The following is a 16,657-nucleotide window of genomic DNA, read 5'->3' as shown; positions in this document are numbered from 1 at the left end:
TGGGGAAATAGGGGCGGACGTCAAATAAAATGCCACCCCAATCAGCCCCTCCGACGAGCGATGAAAAAATACAAATGGAGGACAGCGGTGTCCGACGCGATCACACAAGCAGGCTAGTTGCGCGGTTGGGTAGAAAGATCGACCGATTCTATATGCACGCCCGGGATTTTCTCAAACGTATGCAGTCCGGCGTGTCCAGCCACAGCGTTCGTGATGAGCGTCCAGGGTTTTTCGACAGGCGTCCAATGCTGCTGGCTATCCCGGTTTAACTTGTCTGAAGTGACCAGCACAAACACGTTGGCAGCCTGACGAATGATGCATTCTTTCAAGAAGGCCTGATCGACGGTCGCTTCGCATAGTCCGCGGCCGGCGCCCCGGCCAGCCAGCGTTCGCTGAAGATAATCACGCCATATGGCGGCCGCGCCATCGACAGTGAACGGATCCTGCTCCTGCCTGAAGGCAACCTGATCCAGTCTTATCAAGGCGCGCGCTGGAGCGACCCGGCTGAGCACTGAAGCGACCAAGTTTCGTCAGCAAAGGCGAACTTTTGCAACTAGGCATCCGGATTTCTATCTATGTTTTTGCAGTTGCTTTCTTCTTGTCGGCGCCTGCTTTTTTGCTATCTGCTTTCTTTTTGCCAGCTGCTTTCTTTTTACCTGCTGATTTCTTTTTACCTGCTGATTTCTTTTTACCTGCTGATTTCTTTTTTGCAGCTGATTTCTTTTTTTTCTTCGTCGATACCGCGTCATTACTTGCTGGAGCGCTTTTAGCCGGAAGGCCCCACAATCCAGGAAGCGTTGCTGCTTTAGCCCGCGCAAGCGACGCCGCCTCCCGCCCTCTTTCCTTTTCCTCCGCCCTTTCCTTCTCATCGGCAGCATCCAACTCATGCCTCTCCCGCTCGGCCGCTTCTTCCCGCTCTAGCAAAAGCCTCTGCCGCTCCCGCTCTTTCGCCCTCTCCGCCGCCTCTCTCGCCTGACGTCGGATAAGTGTCTCAATTACACCAGGCTCAGCCTCTGCGTTTGCCCGCCGTATTTTGGCCTTCTTGGCGTCTACGCGCTCACCGTCGTCTGAATCATCATCGTCCGTTCCATTGAACTTTTTCTCATCGTCATGCCCTTTTCGCTTCGAAGAAACATTTCTTTCTGCAGACGACGAAGAAACAGCTGCAGCACCATGCGCGGAGGATGCCCCGATAGAAGCTGCGGCAGTGGAAGGTGCAGCAGCTGCAACGGAGGGACGCCAAACGTGGCGAACCTCCCATTGATATGTGACGGCTCCGTCCCCTGCACCGAATGTTCTCAAGTACAGCACTGCATCACGAGGCTTAGAGAAAACAACAAAGCCTGCACCGGCCCCTGACGGCAGTGCGCGGCTTGATACGGGAATGTCCCTGGATACGTAATCGCCACCCAGTGCATAAAAGTTACGGCCGGCTTCAGCCGCCTTACCTACATATCCCTGGGCTTCCGTTTTTGCCTCGGCTTCATGACCAGCTGGCTTTATTTCGTAGAATGCGTTACCACGCATAAAGTCAACGAATCCTATCTCGCCTTTTCTGTTCTTTGACGCACCCGGAATACCAAATTCCGGTTTTGCCCTGTTGCGCAACTCATCTTTCTGGATAGTTTCGTGCGCCGCATTTCCTCGTTCTATATTTGTAGGAAACCTCTTCGCCGTTGAAAGGTCTTCCCCGGCAAATGCGCTTTCCACCAGTCCCGGTGTGGGCGCGAAATTCGATGCCCACCCGACATAGCTAATAACCTTGCGCTGGATGACGCTACCTCCTGCAAAGCCCTGATGTTGCCTGGCAGTTGGTGGCTGTTCTGACGTTTTGGATGATGCCTGCAGAGTGAAGGCGCGCTGCCCCATCATGTCGGCCTCTCGCTCCAAGTTAACATCCTCATTGAGATGCCCATCGCCTTTCAATTGCCTCATCGGTGCAGCTCGTCCCTGCGCCTGTTGCACCACATGCCATGCCTCATGCGGCAGATGGCGTTCTTGGCCTGGCCCCAAATGAATATCACTTCCTTGCGCATAGGCATGCGCGCTTAGCTGTGCGGGCTGAGACGAGTTGTAGTGAACCTTGACATGATCCAAGCTCATGCCAGATAACGATTCCATTCCGGACTTGAGGTCGTCTGGCAAACCCGTCTTGTTTTCTTTCATTTGAATGACGGATTGCAGTTGCGCCAAGTGTTGCGAACGAGGGCTTGTGTGGGCGATGTTCTGGAGTTTCCGCTGAAGTAAAGCGCTAGGACGGTTATCTACGAACGACGCAGGTACGATCCCTGATCGCCCCTCCCCCTCCGCCTCCCTTTGAGCATAGTCCCGCCGTGAGTCGTTCTCCGACTTCTGTTCCGCCTGCACATTCATCGGTCACTTCCCACAAGGTGAAAAACACGAAAATTCTTATGCGAATTAATCACACAAGCAGGCTAGTTGCGCGGTTGGGTAGAAAGATCGACCGATTCTATATGCACGCCCGGGATTTTCTCAAACGTATGCAATCCAGCGTGTCCAGCCACAGCGTTCGTGATGAGCGTCCAGGGTTTCTCGACAGGCGTCCAATGCTGCTGGCTATCCCGGTTTAACTTGTCTGAAGTGACCAGCACAAACACGTTGGCGGCCTGACGCATGATGCACTCTTTCAAGAAGGCCTGATCGACGGTCGCTTCGCATAGTCCGCGGCCGGCCACCACGCCATCGGCTCCCAGAAACGCTTTGTCGAAGGTAACCCGGCTCAGCGCCAGTTGCGCGATGGGACCAAAGGTGCTCATGCTGGATTCGCGGACATCGCCGCCGATCAGCGTCACGCCGACCTGGCTTCCCGCCAGGGCCTGCACCACCAGCAGATTGTTGGTGATGACTTTGACGTCTTGCCGTCCCGCCAATACCTTGGCCAGGGCCGCCGTGGTGGTGCCGGCATCGAGGAAGACGGTATCGCCCGCGGCGACATGCGCTGCAGCTGCCCGGCCGATAGCATCTTTCTCCGCCTGGAAACTGTGGCTGCGCTGTTCGAGCGATTCTTCCGGAGCATGCACACTGACCGAGGCGGCGCCGCCGTAGGTGCGCAAAATGAGTCCGTCATCCGCCAAGGCGCGCAAGTCGCGGCGTACGGTGACTTCCGAGATGCCGAAATGATCGCACAAGGCGCCCACTTCGGTCATGCCGGACAGAACTGCCTGCACCATGGCCTCGCGACGACGGGAAACTTTCATAGTTTGAAGGGAAAATGGTTATCAACGCCGCCCGCATCGCCTGCGGGTGCACACGGCATTCCGATGCTCGCCGAGTATACCCATTTTCCGCCTCCGACAGCAGCCCTTCGGCGGCATCGCCAAGGCGCAGGCGCTTTCAGACGGGAGCTGTGGTGCCGCTGCGCGCCAGCAACTGCCAGGATTTGTCCGACCTGGTCCAGCACATCAATACCTTGATGTGGCTGGTGCTCTTTTTTTCGTCATTGTTCACGACATCGTAGGTGTGCCGCACGATGCCGACCGGCCCAAGCACATCGACGGTCTGTTCGGAGGTGGCGATAGACAGATAGCGCTTCTTGCCGGCGATATTGCCCAGCAAGACTTCTTTGCTCCACACACGTCCGTCGGAGTGCGAGTACGTCAGATGGTCATGCAAGATGTGATTGAGGATCGATCCGTCGCCGTCTTCCAGTGCGCGCCGCAACATCTCGACAGCCGCGTCCAGTGAGCCGGCTTCGGCAGCGGCGGCCGGCGTTGCAAATCCGGCGGCAGCGATTCCGGTGCTCAGCGCCACAATGGCCTCCCTGCGGGTGATTTTTGTTTTTTCCATATCGTCTCCAGTTTGCTTGTCTTGATTCAGGCGGCCGCTGCCATGCTTTGTGTCACCCAGCTCTCTTCCACGCACACGTATTTGATGTTCTGCCGGAAGTAGGTATAGGCGATGTGCAACTTGCCGTCACCCGATTGCACAATCGAGGGATACGAAAACTCGCGGTTGCGCTTGTCGGCCGAATTGTTGGTCATGCAGTAGCCGTCGCCGACTTCCAGGTTGCGCATCGCCGGCCAGGTATGGCCGCCGTCGTAGGAAATAGCCAGCGTCATCGGCGCGCGCGGAGCCCCCCAGAAGGCGATGCCGCGATGCGATGCCGACTGCGCCGCCAGTTCGCCGCTGTCTTCCGAATCCTCGATATCGTCATACAGGGACGCGCGGCGCTCGGTGCTCTGCGCGGCACTGCTGTTATTGAATACCAGGCCCAAATGGCCGTTGGCCAACGCCAGAAACTGGATCGAGGAATTATTGTTCGGCAATGCCAACGGACGCGGCTCGCTCCAGATCACGCCGTCATCAGAACGGCTGGAATAGATATGATCAGCCCAGCGGCTGCGGTACAAGGCCAGGAAACCGCCATCCTTCAGCGCTTGAATGTTCATATGCACGCAACCTACGCTGCCGGGGACTTCATGCCCGGACCAGGTGCGACCCTGATCGGTCGAACGCATGACAAGGCTGATGTCGTCATTGCCCGACCAGCGTTCGCCGTCGGCCGTACGGCACATGAATACCGGGCACAGCCAGGCGCCGTCGCGCGCTACCACGATAGGCTGACGGACGAAGGTGCCGGGCTTGTCGAACAATGTTTCTATCGGCCCCCAGGTCTGGCCCTTGTCCTGCGAAATGCGGCGACGGACGATGGACGTATTCTGGTGGCCGGACAATTGTGCGGTATAGATCAGCCAGAGCGCGCCGTCCGGCGTTTCGAACAGCACCGGATTTTGCTCCGAGCGGGTGGCGTCGTCCGACAGGCGCACCGGCGGCGACCAGACATCGCTGCCCGCGCGCAGTCGCGACATGTAGATGGAAATATCGGGGATACCTTCCTGGGTGCCGCCAAACCATGCACACAACAGATCGCCGTTGGATAGCGCGGCCAGATTCGCGGCGTGATTTTGCACGGTAAGCGCGGGCAAGTGCGCATCGAGCCGGGCGGCGTCTCCTGCCGCGCGACGGAGCTGTCCCGACACGCCGGCTTCGGGCGCGGACGGGGCCAGGGATTGAGTAGCGGAATTCGTCATTTTGTCATCCTGGAGGTTGTCACGTACTTCAGTTTTGCTGTCGGGGTTGCCCCTGCAAGTCGATGGAAGCGACTTGCTCGCTGTCGGCGCCAGCGGTCGGCTTGCCTGGGAAAATCAACTTCTCGAGCACCATGACAATCGCCGGCGCGATAAGCGCGACGTACATATTGTCGATGCCCCACGGGTTGTCCAGCAGATACCAGGCGGTGGTGGCGACGGTCGCCAGCACCAGTGCCGAGATCGCGCCACGATTGCTGTTGAACAGCGGCAGATAGATCCCCATCAGGGCGACCACGGTAACGGTCAGGCGCAAGGCGCGGGTGAAGAAGGAGAGCGCGAGGATCTGCGGCACGAACAGCACAAAGATCAGCGGCACGAAACCCACCACCAGGGAGATGAGCCGCGTCGTGCGCAGTTCGCGTTCCGGCGTGGGGTGGTAGCGCGGCACATAGAAGTCCTTGACGATCAGGGATGCGATGGCCAGCGCGACGGTGCTCACACTCACAAATATCGACGCCACCAGCGACACCGTCACGATGCCCGACAACAGCGGATGCATGTGCTGCAGGAAGATGGGCAAGGCATACAGACCCTTGATTTCCGGGAACAGGAATTTGGCAGACACGCCCAGCAGACCCAGGGCCAGTGCGATGGGCACGCACAAGGCGGCGGCGATCAGGGTGGACTTGCGCGCATCTTCGGCCGAACGGGCGCCGGAGATAGCCTGAATGATGAACTGCGTGGAGAAGATCGCTCCTGCGGTGCCGATGATCCAGGCGCCGATGGTGCCGCCGCCAAGCGCCCCATTCCAGGTGAAATAATGTTGCGGCATGGTCTCAATCATCGGCGAGATGCCGCCGGTCATCGACAGCGCCACCCATACCAGGATGCCGATGCCGAGAATCTTGACCCCGCTGTGGAGAATGGTGACGTAGAGCACGCTCTTGAGTCCGCCATAGGCGAAGTAGATGGTGCTGACGATGGCGGTGATCACGGCCGCGGTCGGCAAATTGATCTTGAGCACCGTTGAAATCGCCGCCGCGCCGCTGACGTAGTTGCCGACGTTGACGATGAACAGCGCGTAGATCATGACGGCAGACACGACCAGCTTGGCCGTCTTTCCGTATTTCTGCGCGATAAAACCGGAGATGGTGAACTCCCCCGATTTGTAAAGGCGCTTGGCCATAAACAGACCGAACAGCAGGAAGCCGATTGACGCGGCGAGCACGGACCACGATGCCGCGATGCCGACATTGAATGCTTCCTGGGACGTGCCGATGGTGGACTTGGCGCCGATGAATTCAGACATCAGCAAGATGGCGATCACCACAGCCGGCGCCGAACGGCCGGCGACCATGAATTGCTCCGTGGTCTTGCCGCGCAGCCGTATGCTCATCCACGACGTCGCCACGATATAGATAACAACCATGGCGACGATAATGGCCGTATCCAGCATACCGAACTGGTTCATTGCGTTCTCCTCCCGATCCTCGAAGATCGGAAAACTGTTTTAGGTTATATTGCGCATCCCTGCCGCCGTCCGGATCGACTCCGCGACGACGGCCGGGATACCGTCAAGCTGCCAGGGCAGCGTGGCGCGTAGCGAGGTCTTGTGCCTGCTTGAGCGCTTCCAACATGCTTCCTTCGTCTGCGATTCCTTTTCCTGCGATGTCGAATGCGGTGCCGTGGTCAACCGAAGTCCGGATGACGGGAAGGCCGACCGTGACATTGACTCCCGCTTCCAGTCCCATCACCTTCACCGGGCCGTGTCCCTGGTCGTGATACATGGCGACCACCACGTCGAAGTCGCCGCGGCCGGCCCGGTAGAACAAGGTATCGGCCGGCAGCGGGCCTTCCACATCCCAGCCGCGCTCGCACAGGAGCTTGATGGCCGGGATGATTTTTTGTTCTTCCTCGCCGTAACCGAACAGGCCGTTCTCGCCGGCATGCGGATTGATGCCGCACACGCCGATGCGCGGCGAACTGATGCCCGCGCGCACCAGGGTCGCATGCGCGCGCTCTATCGTGCGCTGCACGAGCCCTGGTTCGATCCGGTTGATCGCATCGATCAGGCCGATGTGGGTAGTGACGTGGATCACGCGCAGCTTGGGCGCGACCAGCATCATCGAGACTTCGGGAATGCCGGTCAGATGCGCCAGGATTTCGGTGTGACCGGGGAAAATGTGGCCGCCGGCATGCAGCGCTTCCTTATTCAAGGGGGCCGTGCAAATTGCATCCAGTTCGCCCGCCGAGGTCAGTTCGACCGTGCGGGCAATGTATTGATAGGCGGCATTGCCGGCCAGCGCCGACAATTTTCCGTAAGGCAGATCCGCGGGAATCAAGCCGAGGTCGATGCAATCGATTTCGCCGTAGGTGAAACGGGCTTCGGCGGGACTGGAGATGGCGCGCACGCTCAGAGACACCCCCGCGATGCGGCCGGCGTTGATGAGACGACTGGCATCGCCGATGACGAGAGGCCGGCACCCCTGGTAGACCGAGCGTTGCGCCAGGCTCTTCATGATGATTTCCGGCCCTACGCCGGCGGCATCACCCATCGTGATGCCAATAACCGGACGATATGTCATATTTTCCTCTCTGCTGGATAGATGCGGCGCTTGCGCGTCCGCTTGATGCATGGTCTTGAGTTTTTCCCATGCGCGATAGAGCGTGTCCGGCTGGCCGAAGCCGCCGGCCTTTGTCACGACCGGCAATACGCGGCCCAGGTGATCGGCGATCATCAAAGGAACGCCGGTATCGATCTCGGCCACAATGTTCAACGTATCCACGCCCATATTCGAGAGCATGGCGCGGGCGGTCTCTCCGCCCGTGGCGATCAGTCCGGCGGCGTAGCGGGTAATGGGGCCGAGATGCCTGGCCAGCTCGCGCGCCAGGCGCGCGCCGTCGCTCACGCTGGCCCGCTCCGATTGGCTGAGCACCACCAGCGCGCTGCGACCGCACTGCAACACCTCCGACACGCGCGCAGCAAGCTCGTGCGCCTTGGTCGATGCCGGGTCCAGCAAGGCCGGCGCATCGCACTGAAACATGTCGATGGCATCGGCGCCGCGCTCCTTGAGGATGAGGGCCTGGCCGTGGGAAACGCTGGACATGCTACCGACGATGGCCAGAATTCCTTGCGAGGATGCCGCCGCCGAATCCGGCATGGCGTGTTTCTTTTTACCGTCGACAAGCCGTAGCGACGCAGCGCCATTGAGCATCCGGATGAGCGGCGTCGCCAAGCCCGCGGAGCCGACCCAGAACACCCCCGGCAAGGCAGCCGAAGCGGCGGCGACGCATTCGAGGTCGGCCTCCGTTTCACTGTCGCAAACCACTGCCTGACATTGGGCGGCGAGACACGCGGCCAGCTCGTCGCGCAAACGTTCACCACCCTCACGCACGGTATTCAGGCGGATCAGCGCGACCTTCAGCCCTGCATCTGACAGTATGGCGACGATGTCGGCCTTGCCCGCAATCCGTTCATTGCGCCAAACCTCCGACTCTTCGACCTGCACACCGAAAACAAACTGCCGCCCATCCTTCGTGGTGCGCCCAGCCTGCGGAAAAGCCGGTGCGACGATGGCCATGCCGGCGTCTGAGAGCGCGGCTATCTCGGCGGCGACATTGCCGCGCAGCGTCGAGTCGATCTTCTTGTACAGTTTTCGGTCGCCGGCATGCGCGCGCCAGGCCTGTAGGTTCAGATGCGCGGCCTCCGTGCCGGTGTGCTGGCGCGAATCGGTATCCAGCGCCAGCACGTCGATATCGACGGCCGGTTTGTCGCTACGCGTGCCCAGCAGCACCGTGCTGTCCAGGCCGAAATTAACGCAGGTGACCGCGCAGTCGGCAGTGCCGGACAAATCGTCGCCAATGATCAGAAGGCGCGCGCGGTGGGCCGTACGGGCATTCATGGCAGCAGTCTCTGGTAGATCGACCTGATGTCGGCCAGGCTCAGCGGCTTCGGGTTGTTGCCGAGCAGGCGTTTGACTTTCGACGCCGCCAGCGCCAATGCGTCCAGGTGTTCTTCCGCTACGCCGAATGCACGCAGGTCCTGCGGGATGTCGAGGGCCGCGGTCCATTGGCGCAGCCGCGCCAGCAGCTTTTCGGCGGCGGCCTGATCGCTGTCGTCATGGCGGGCGATGTCGAGCGCATGCGCCACGTTGGCCAGACGACCGACGATGGCATCCAGATTGAAGGCCATGACATGCGGCAGCAGCATCGAATTGGCCACGCCATGGGTGATGTTGAACATGCCGCCCAGCGGATAAGCCAGCGCATGCACGGCAGCGGTTCCGGCGGCGGTCAGCGCCAGCCCGCCGTACATCGATCCGATCAGCATGGCTTCGCGCGCAGGCAGCGAGCGGCCGTTCTCGTATGCTTCGATGAGGTTGGCACCGATCAGGCGCATGGACTCCATGGCGAACATGTCGCTGATCGGATTGGCTTTGGTTGAGATATACGATTCCAGGGCATGAATGAACGCATCCATGCCGGTCGCCGCCGTAATCGGCTTGGGCAGATCGAGCGTCAACGCAGCGTCAAGTATCACCAGTTGCGGCAGCAGATGGCGGCTGACGATGCCGACCTTCAACTCTTCGTCGGGCAAGGTGACGATGGCGTTGGGCGTGACTTCGGAACCCGTGCCGGAGGTGGTCGGCACCAGAATCAGCGGCACGCCGGGCAATGCGATCAGGTCCACGCCCAGCCATTCACGCAGGGGCTGGCGGTTGGTCATGCGCACGGCGAAGAGCTTGGCGGCATCGAGGACGCTGCCGCCGCCGATGGACAGCACCGCATCAGGCGCAAACGGCTCTATTTGTTCCCGAAAGACGCTCTCCACGTTCTCGATGGTCGGTTCCGGTTGCACGTCGCGCACGACCAGGGCTTGCACATCCTTTTCTCTTAGCGCGGCGACCACCCGCGCCACCACCCCGGTTCTCTCCATGACTGGCTGGGTGATCAGGGCGATGCGGCGCACCGGCCGGTCGAGCAGCGCCAACTTGTCCGTCAGTTGGTCGAGACTATTGGGGCCGTGGACAATGTGCCTGACGGTTTGAAAGTGATAGAGGGAACTCATGCCTGGATCTGTTGTGGTAATCGGAAAGACTGCGGCCCAATCCGCGTAAATCAGGACACGCGCGGATACGCCGCGAGCGCCTTGAGCAGGCGTTCACGCGAGGCATCGTCAAGCGGTTGGGCCGGCGAGCGCGCCGGTCCGGCCGGCATGCCCAGCATATCGGCCGCCGTCTTGAGCACGACCGGCAAGGTGCCCAGCGCAAAGGCGTCGCGCAGCGGACGCAATGCTTCCTGGGCCTTGCGGGCGGCGGCGATGTCGCCTTTCTGGAAGTTGTTCCAGATCGACATCACGACGCTGGGCACTGCGTTGGTGGTCGCGGCAACCGCGCCATCGCCGCCGGCGATGAGCGTCCACAGGATCATGGAATCGGTGCCGGTAAATACGGCGAAGTCATCGCGGCGCAGATTAATCAACTGCAGCAGGCGATCGAAATCCCCGCCGCTGTCCTTGATGCCGCGGATGTTCGGAATGTCGGACAGGCGGCGCACCGTATCAATATTGAGCGTGATGCCGGTCTTGGCCGGGATGGTGTACAACATCACCGGCAGCGGGGTGGACCGGGCGATACGCTCGTAGTGCTGATACAGTTCCGGCTGCGTGGCGCCGTTGAAATACGGCGTGATCACGGAGACGGCATCGACGCCCTGCTCCTGCATCTTGTGATTAAGTTCGATGACCTCGCGCGTGGCATAAGCGCCGGTGCCGGCGATGACCGGCACCCGCCCGCGCGATTGCTCTACGGCGATGCGAGCAACGCGCAGTTTCTCTTTTTCGGAAAGCGAAATAAATTCGCCATTGGTACCGAGCACGAACAAACCATGGACGCCGGCATCGATCAGGCGATCGACAAGAACGCGAAGACCGGCCTCGTCGATTTCCTCGTCCCGGGTCATCGGGGTAATAAGCGCAGGGACGATGCCCTTGAACACGATAGACATATATCGATTGTCTCCAATATTTTTAGGACCGGATTCAGGTCAAGCTATCAGCACAAGCTCGGGGGCGGGTTAATGCCCATGTAATGCCCATGCTTAATATCACCCTGAATCCAATAACGATTAATTCGAAATGATTAATTCGATCAATTCGATCAATTAAATCGCATATTCTATTTTAATCTCTAATTTATCGATTATTTCGATCACTTTACAACGAAGAAAAGAGAAATTCAAGCGCTGCATTTAAAATATATTGATCAATTCGATCGTTTAACTGATAACACCGAACAATTTCCTCAGGCAATATTCACAATCGAATCGACCAATAGCGAACATACCTCCTCAGGATGGCGGGCCTCTCACAAGCCAACGCTCGCAGCGCTGAATGGCGCTGCGTTAACGTGCGAGATTGCTTGCGTGGCTTGGCCGCTTGGAGGAGTGACGCCAGTAGTGAATTGAAAATAAAAAAGCCCTTGAGTAATCAAGGGCTTAGTAAATCTTGGCGGAGAGAGGGAGGAGTCGAATTAACGCTATGTCCAGTAGCGACGAGGACTCCTTTGAAATGCAGGCAAAAAGCTGTCATTGAAGAAATGAGCATGACCTATCTGGCAACCATCGAGCGCCCGCCAAGCTACGATTATCGCCTCAACGTTTTCCGGATAGAGAGTTGCGTCCTGGAGCCTGCCTGCGCACCGCGCCAGGCACGCCCTCGAAGCACTGACCCAGCCACTGCGCAAAGACGCGTACGCGCGCGGAAAGTTGCCGGTTTTGAGGGTACAGCACCGACACCGGCATCGGTGGCGGCGGGAAGCGGGGCAACACGATCACCAGCCTACCTTCCGCCAATTCGGCCTCGATGCGATAACGAGGGACTTGCACCAGGCCCAGGCCCGTCAGCGCTGCCCCGGTGTAGAGATCGGCGCCACTCACCGAGACGGTCGCGCCTAACTTGATCTCGACGACTTCGCCGTTGACGGTGAAGTCCAGCGCCACAGACCGGCCTGTGGCGCTGGAAACGTAGTCCACCGCCGCATGCGTTCGAAGGGCATCGAGATCGGCTGGTTCGCCATGGCGCGCCAGGTAGGCCGGGCTGGCGACTGTGACCTGCTCCATCAACGCCACCTGCCGGCCGATCATCGATGAATCCTGCAGGGTACCTGCGCGCAGCACGCAGTCCACCCCCTCCCGGACAAGATCGACCAGTCTGTCGTCCTCGCTCAAGCGAAGCGTGATCTCTGGATATTGCGCCAGGAAATCACCAAGCGTCGGCATCACGAAATGCTTGGCCAGGGTGCCCTGCAGGTTTACCCGAAGCAGGCCCTTGGGCGGAACGTCGCGGAACGAGCCTTCGGTTTCCTCCAGGTCGGCCAGCAGGCGCGTACAGCGGTGATAGAACGCCTCGCCGTCATGCGTCAAGCATACCTGCCGGGTGGTGCGCTCGAGCAGGCGCACGCCCAGCCGCTGCTCCAGCCGCTTGATCAGGTTGGTGACCGTGGCGCGCGGGATCTGAAGATCTTCGGCGGCCAGCGAGAAGCTGCTGCGGTCAGCGATGCGTACAAACACTTGCATCTCCTGAAATCGATCCATGGTGGGCCTCTATCGCCTCATAGTTAAAGTAAATGGAATTATGTTGCCAATATTATAGTATTTATAATTTTTTATAAACAGTTCATCATTCGTCTTGCCCTATCCCCAACCCAACCACAAGGAGTTAGTCATGTTGAATCCAAATCCAAAAATCGCCCTGGTGACGGGCGCTTCCCGCGGCATCGGCGCAACCATCGCCCGCCGCCTGGCTCACGATGGCTTCGCCGTCGCCATCAACTACGCAACCAGCAGCACCGAAGCCGATGCGCTAGTCGCTGAACTCCAGCAGAGCGGTGCCTCGGCCTGTGCCGTCCAGGGCGACGTGTCCAAGGTCGACGACGTGCGACGCATCTTCGAGACTGTCGAACGACTGCTTGGCAAGATCGACGTGCTGGTCAACAACGCCGGCATCCTCAAGACCATGCCGCTGGCGCAAAGTAGCGACGAGCTGTTTGAGCAGAGCTTCGCCATTAACGCACGCGGCGTCTTCAACACGCTGCGAGAAGCGGCCGCCCGCATGACTGAGGGGGGACGCATCATCAACCTGTCCAGCACAACGCTGGCGCTGAACCTACCGGGCTACGCCGTTTACAACGGCACCAAGGCAGCGGTCGAAGCCTTCACCCGCGTGTTCGCCAAGGAATTACGCGGGCGCCGCATCACCGTGAACGCCGTCGCGCCCGGGCCGGTAGCCACCGACTTGTTCCTCAACGGCAAGACCGAGGAGCAAATCCTGACCTTCGCCAAGATGTCCCCCTTGGAACGCCTGGGCCAGCCCGAAGACATCGCCCGTGCCGTCGCCTTCTTGGCCGGTCCGGATGGTGCTTGGGTCAACGGTCAGGTGCTGCGTGCCAACGGCGGCATCGCCTGATCACTGGAAAACCGATCATGAACCTCCCTCAACAAGCCCCCCGCACCTTCGTCACCGTCACCGTGATCGCCGCAGTGGCCGCCTCGCTTGCCGCTGCCGCCGCCCTGGCGCTGGCGTTGCCGGTCTGGGCCATGTTCGTCGGCTGGATCGCGTTCTTCAGTCGCGGCCTGACTACCCGTTCCACCTTCGAGAATCTGGGCTGCGTCTGGCTGGGCCTGGGCATTGGTGCGCTAGCTGCGTTTGGCATCTCGACACTGGCGCCGTCGTTGGGTCTTGGCCTGGCATTGCCGGCGGTGGTGTTCTCCGTCGCCCTGGTGGTGGTAGCCCTGCGCGGTCTGCCGGTCCTGAACAACCTGCTGGGTTACTTCCTCGGACTCGTGGCCTGGTTCGCCGGCCATCTGGAACCATCGCTGGAAAGCCTGACGCTTTTGATGAGCGCCAGTGCCATCGGCTCGATCGCCGGTTGGATCTCCCACTTCCTGCCGCCGCGGTTGCTCAAGCCGGCCTGACCGTCCCGCTTGCCGCCGATGTTCGCGTCGAGCGGCAAGCTCCCCCCCCCTTTCACTTTTTCTACTTTACGAGGTAACACTATGTCTTCCGTCATTCTTATCACCGGCGCCGGCAGCGGCATCGGCAAGCTCTCCGCCGAAGCACTCGCCCGCGCTGGCCACGTCGTCTATGCAACGATGCGCGACGTGAATGGTCGCAATGCCGCCCGCGCCCAAGCCCTGCGCGACTGGGCCCTCGCCCAAGGCGTGCAATTGCATCCTCTGGAACTGGATGTGCTATCCCAGGACTCGGCTGATGCTGCCGTGGCCGCTATCGTCGAAGCACAGGGCCATCTGGATGTCGTCATGCAAAACGCTGGCCACTTGGTTATCGGCCCGACCGAGGCCTTCACCGCCGAGGAGATGCACAAGGCCTTCGATACCAACTTCTACGGCGCCCAACGCGTCAACCGCGCGGCATTGCCGCAATTGCGCCGCCAGCAATCCGGACTGATGCTTTGGATCAGCAGCACGACCACCAAGGGCGGTTTCCCGCCGTTCCTGGGCCCCTACGGCGCAGCCAAGGCGGCCATGGATTCGCTTGCTGTTAGCCTCTCGTATGAACTGACGCGGTTTGGCATAGAGACCTCAATCTTGGTGCCTGGCGCCTTCACCCACGGCACCGAACATTTCCCGAGCGCAGGCAAGCCCGGCGATACCGAACGTGTCGCAGCGTATGCGCGCTACGATGGTGTGATGGACAAGGTGAGCGAACGTCTGACCGCGCTGACACCTGCCAACGCCGATCCGCAGGCAGTCGCAGATGAAGTGGTGCGTATCGTGGGCCTACCCGTGGGCAGCCGGCCGGCGCGCTCAGTGGTCGACTTCGTCGGCGACGGGGCCGAGGAAGTGCTGGCGGTGGCCGAACGCGTACGCATCGAGTTCGCCCGACGCATCGGTATCGACGACCTGCTGACCATCAGCCACGCTGAGGAAAAGCGCATTTGAATGGTGCGCGACGTCTGGCGCCGGCAGCACTGGCGATGCTGGCGGCGCGTACATCCCAGTCGCTGTACGCGGGCGACGAAGTGAAACAAAGACATGACCATGATTCCTCAAATTACTCATCTGAACCTGCTCAAGGGGACCCCATTTTTCACCGCGTTGAGCCGACCGCAACTGCAGTGGGTCATCGACCACTCGCGCGAATGGGAAGCCCGCCCTGACACAGTCCTGGCTAGCTACACTGCGGGTGAACCCGCATTGGACGACCTTTGGATTCTGCTCGACGGCGAATGGCGGGTCGAGGCTAACGGTAAGCAACACCCCGCCGGGTATGCCGATCCTGGCAAGTGGTTCAGCGCGGTGGACGCCGCGCATCCATGCAAGCTGCTCGTCACCGAAAACAGCTATGTGATGAAGATCGAACGGGCCGAACTGGAGACCATGCTGGACCGGGGTTTCGCCTTCGGCCCGCATCTGGAAGCCGGCAAGACCTATTATCGTCACTTGTTCCGGTCAGAACCGACTGGCGGTTGAGCGATGCAATCGCCCTGAATTGGAGGCCTCCACGGCCCGATCAAGTTGAGAAATGAGTAGACGGCAGACTTGATCTGAGTCATATCTGCAGCTTGGCTCAACGCAGAAGGTATTGTGGTTGCCTTCGCACAGTCGCGGCTCTACGCCGATAGTTTGTACTCGCGAACCCGGCACTGCAATAAAAGACGTCGACCTGATACCCCGGCTTTGCTTGGCCGCTAAACTGGCCGGAGGAAGAACTCAGCGTACGTTTGACGGCAGATAGCCGAAACGTGTCCGGAAGCGCTCCGAAAAGCGGGCGCGCGACCGGTATCCACATGCCTGCGCGACATGCGGGATGCTCCAGGAGGTGGTCTGCAGCAACATCATGGCGTGGTGCATGCGAATATCCGTCAACAGTTCCTCGAAACGCACGGCGTCAACGGCGAGGCGACGACGCAGTGTGGCTTCGCTCATCGCCAATTCCCGCGCGGCGTCATTGGCCGTCCAATGACGCTCCGGCGCTTCTCCGATCAGTGTGCGCAGACGGTCCGCCGTAGCCGGCGGCTTGGTTCGCCTGAACCTGTGGCCGCGTTCGGCGAGGGCGGATAGCAACTCCATCACGCGGTAATGCAACCGATCGTCGCTGATGCGTCCGGCGCCCACGCTTTCACAGACCCGCCGGAAGGTCGAGGCCAGATCGCTATCCAGCGCGACCTCCCGGAACGGCGCCTGCCGGACTTCTTCAGCCGGCGCGGAGGGATGGTTCCGACGGAAGGCATCGAGCTGCTCCGGCGCCAATGTCAAGAACACGGAACGAAACTGTTGCTCCGGGAGACCAGGAGACTTCAGCAAATCGGCACGTGTATCGGCGTCGACGAGCAGCAGCGAACGGAAGCCAGCGACCGCCAATTGGTCAACGCCGTCATCGAGTTCGATCCGGCCCGAGGCGATCAACACCAGCGCCGCATTATGAAAGAGAAACTTCGGTGTAAATCGTACTTGCTTCAGGCAAGGCTGCGCCAGACTGCACAGATTGCGTCGCAGCACCCGCTCTGCCGACGGTAACCGCCAGCAGTCGCCGTCGTTTTGTTGTACCGGTAGCGGAATCACCGGTTGCAATGCCGCCATCGTCA

Annotated in this window: 14 protein-coding genes and 1 pseudogene; 4 read left to right on the top strand and 11 right to left on the bottom strand. The window is 60.1% G+C overall.

The window, feature by feature from the left end:
* Positions 1 to 113: 113 nt before the first annotated feature.
* From AC07N6_RS00645 to AC07N6_RS00600, 10 genes and pseudogenes are all read right to left on the bottom strand, one after another.
* Positions 114 to 371, bottom strand: a pseudogene (locus AC07N6_RS00645) (DeoR/GlpR transcriptional regulator); the annotation flags it as partial.
* Positions 372 to 573: 202 nt separating this feature from the next.
* Positions 574 to 2,193, bottom strand: a complete 1,620-nt coding sequence (locus tag AC07N6_RS00640; protein ID WP_494780406.1) for an eCIS core domain-containing protein — start codon at positions 2,191 to 2,193, stop codon at positions 574 to 576.
* Between the two features lie 242 nt (positions 2,194 to 2,435).
* Complete coding sequence (locus tag AC07N6_RS00635) at positions 2,436 to 3,218, bottom strand: DeoR/GlpR family DNA-binding transcription regulator (protein ID WP_494780405.1); 783 nt, start codon at positions 3,216 to 3,218, stop codon at positions 2,436 to 2,438.
* A 136-nt stretch (positions 3,219 to 3,354) separates the two neighbouring features.
* Positions 3,355 to 3,807: a nuclear transport factor 2 family protein gene (locus AC07N6_RS00630; RefSeq protein ID WP_494780404.1), complete on the bottom strand. Its 453-nt coding sequence runs from the start codon at positions 3,805 to 3,807 to the stop codon at positions 3,355 to 3,357.
* A gap of 26 nt (positions 3,808 to 3,833) precedes the next feature.
* Positions 3,834 to 5,051: a sialidase family protein gene (locus tag AC07N6_RS00625; RefSeq protein ID WP_494780403.1), complete on the bottom strand. Its 1,218-nt coding sequence runs from the start codon at positions 5,049 to 5,051 to the stop codon at positions 3,834 to 3,836.
* A gap of 28 nt (positions 5,052 to 5,079) precedes the next feature.
* The gene (locus tag AC07N6_RS00620) at positions 5,080 to 6,522 is read right to left on the bottom strand and encodes a sodium:solute symporter family protein (protein ID WP_494780402.1); all 1,443 of its coding nucleotides are present in this window, start codon (positions 6,520 to 6,522) and stop codon (positions 5,080 to 5,082) included.
* 103 nt (positions 6,523 to 6,625) lie between these two features.
* Positions 6,626 to 8,953 (bottom strand): 4-hydroxythreonine-4-phosphate dehydrogenase PdxA, encoded by a 2,328-nt coding sequence (gene pdxA / locus AC07N6_RS00615; RefSeq protein ID WP_494780401.1) that lies wholly within the window; start codon positions 8,951 to 8,953, stop codon positions 6,626 to 6,628.
* The gene (locus AC07N6_RS00610) at positions 8,950 to 10,119 is read right to left on the bottom strand and encodes an iron-containing alcohol dehydrogenase (RefSeq protein WP_494780400.1); all 1,170 of its coding nucleotides are present in this window, start codon (positions 10,117 to 10,119) and stop codon (positions 8,950 to 8,952) included. The genes pdxA and AC07N6_RS00610 overlap by 4 nt, the downstream gene beginning before the upstream one ends.
* Before the next feature lie 50 nt (positions 10,120 to 10,169).
* Positions 10,170 to 11,057 (bottom strand): 4-hydroxy-tetrahydrodipicolinate synthase, encoded by an 888-nt coding sequence (dapA, locus tag AC07N6_RS00605; RefSeq protein WP_494780399.1) that lies wholly within the window; start codon positions 11,055 to 11,057, stop codon positions 10,170 to 10,172.
* Between the two features lie 645 nt (positions 11,058 to 11,702).
* Entirely contained in the window at positions 11,703 to 12,644 is a 942-nt protein-coding gene (locus tag AC07N6_RS00600) for a LysR family transcriptional regulator (protein WP_494780398.1), read from the bottom strand.
* 130 nt (positions 12,645 to 12,774) lie between these two features.
* Between AC07N6_RS00600 and AC07N6_RS00595 the strand changes: the two genes are divergently transcribed.
* From AC07N6_RS00595 to AC07N6_RS00580, 4 genes are all read left to right on the top strand, one after another.
* Positions 12,775 to 13,515 carry an SDR family oxidoreductase gene (locus tag AC07N6_RS00595; RefSeq protein WP_494780397.1) on the top strand — a complete coding sequence of 247 codons (741 nt, stop codon included), beginning with the start codon at positions 12,775 to 12,777 and terminating at the stop codon, positions 13,513 to 13,515.
* Positions 13,516 to 13,532: 17 nt separating this feature from the next.
* The gene (locus AC07N6_RS00590) at positions 13,533 to 14,024 is read left to right on the top strand and encodes a DUF1097 domain-containing protein (protein ID WP_494780396.1); all 492 of its coding nucleotides are present in this window, start codon (positions 13,533 to 13,535) and stop codon (positions 14,022 to 14,024) included.
* A gap of 81 nt (positions 14,025 to 14,105) precedes the next feature.
* The gene (locus tag AC07N6_RS00585) at positions 14,106 to 15,011 is read left to right on the top strand and encodes an SDR family oxidoreductase (protein ID WP_494780395.1); all 906 of its coding nucleotides are present in this window, start codon (positions 14,106 to 14,108) and stop codon (positions 15,009 to 15,011) included.
* Positions 15,012 to 15,104: 93 nt separating this feature from the next.
* Positions 15,105 to 15,542, top strand: a complete 438-nt coding sequence (locus AC07N6_RS00580) for a cyclic nucleotide-binding domain-containing protein (RefSeq protein ID WP_494780394.1) — start codon at positions 15,105 to 15,107, stop codon at positions 15,540 to 15,542.
* A 240-nt stretch (positions 15,543 to 15,782) separates the two neighbouring features.
* On the opposite strand, the gene AC07N6_RS00575 is transcribed toward AC07N6_RS00580, so the two are convergent.
* Positions 15,783 to 16,652, bottom strand: a complete 870-nt coding sequence (locus AC07N6_RS00575) for a helix-turn-helix transcriptional regulator (protein ID WP_494780393.1) — start codon at positions 16,650 to 16,652, stop codon at positions 15,783 to 15,785.
* Positions 16,653 to 16,657: the final 5 nt, after the last annotated feature.

It is taken from the genome of Herbaspirillum sp. GW821-FHT09A12, assembly GCF_059418325.1.
The sequence above is the reverse complement of the archived record's forward strand: the minus strand, read 5'-3'. Positions and strand labels throughout refer to the sequence as shown.

Excerpts from the sequence above, each read along its gene's own strand:
- dapA (WP_494780399.1), bottom strand. The coding sequence starts at position 11,057 with ATGTCTATCGTGTTCAAGGGCATCGTCCCTGCGCTTATTACCCCGATG.
- AC07N6_RS00625 (WP_494780403.1), bottom strand. The coding sequence starts at position 5,051 with ATGACGAATTCCGCTACTCAATCCCTGGCCCCGTCCGCGCCCGAAGCC.
- AC07N6_RS00595 (WP_494780397.1), top strand. The coding sequence starts at position 12,775 with ATGTTGAATCCAAATCCAAAAATCGCCCTGGTGACGGGCGCTTCCCGC.
- pdxA (WP_494780401.1), bottom strand. The coding sequence starts at position 8,953 with ATGAATGCCCGTACGGCCCACCGCGCGCGCCTTCTGATCATTGGCGAC.
- AC07N6_RS00630 (WP_494780404.1), bottom strand. The coding sequence starts at position 3,807 with ATGGAAAAAACAAAAATCACCCGCAGGGAGGCCATTGTGGCGCTGAGC.
- AC07N6_RS00610 (WP_494780400.1), bottom strand. The coding sequence starts at position 10,119 with ATGAGTTCCCTCTATCACTTTCAAACCGTCAGGCACATTGTCCACGGC.
- AC07N6_RS00620 (WP_494780402.1), bottom strand. The coding sequence starts at position 6,522 with ATGAACCAGTTCGGTATGCTGGATACGGCCATTATCGTCGCCATGGTT.
- AC07N6_RS00635 (WP_494780405.1), bottom strand. The coding sequence starts at position 3,218 with ATGAAAGTTTCCCGTCGTCGCGAGGCCATGGTGCAGGCAGTTCTGTCC.
- AC07N6_RS00580 (WP_494780394.1), top strand. The coding sequence starts at position 15,105 with ATGACCATGATTCCTCAAATTACTCATCTGAACCTGCTCAAGGGGACC.
- AC07N6_RS00575 (WP_494780393.1), bottom strand. The coding sequence starts at position 16,652 with ATGGCGGCATTGCAACCGGTGATTCCGCTACCGGTACAACAAAACGAC.
- AC07N6_RS00585 (WP_494780395.1), top strand. The coding sequence starts at position 14,106 with ATGTCTTCCGTCATTCTTATCACCGGCGCCGGCAGCGGCATCGGCAAG.
- AC07N6_RS00590 (WP_494780396.1), top strand. The coding sequence starts at position 13,533 with ATGAACCTCCCTCAACAAGCCCCCCGCACCTTCGTCACCGTCACCGTG.
- AC07N6_RS00600 (WP_494780398.1), bottom strand. The coding sequence starts at position 12,644 with ATGGATCGATTTCAGGAGATGCAAGTGTTTGTACGCATCGCTGACCGC.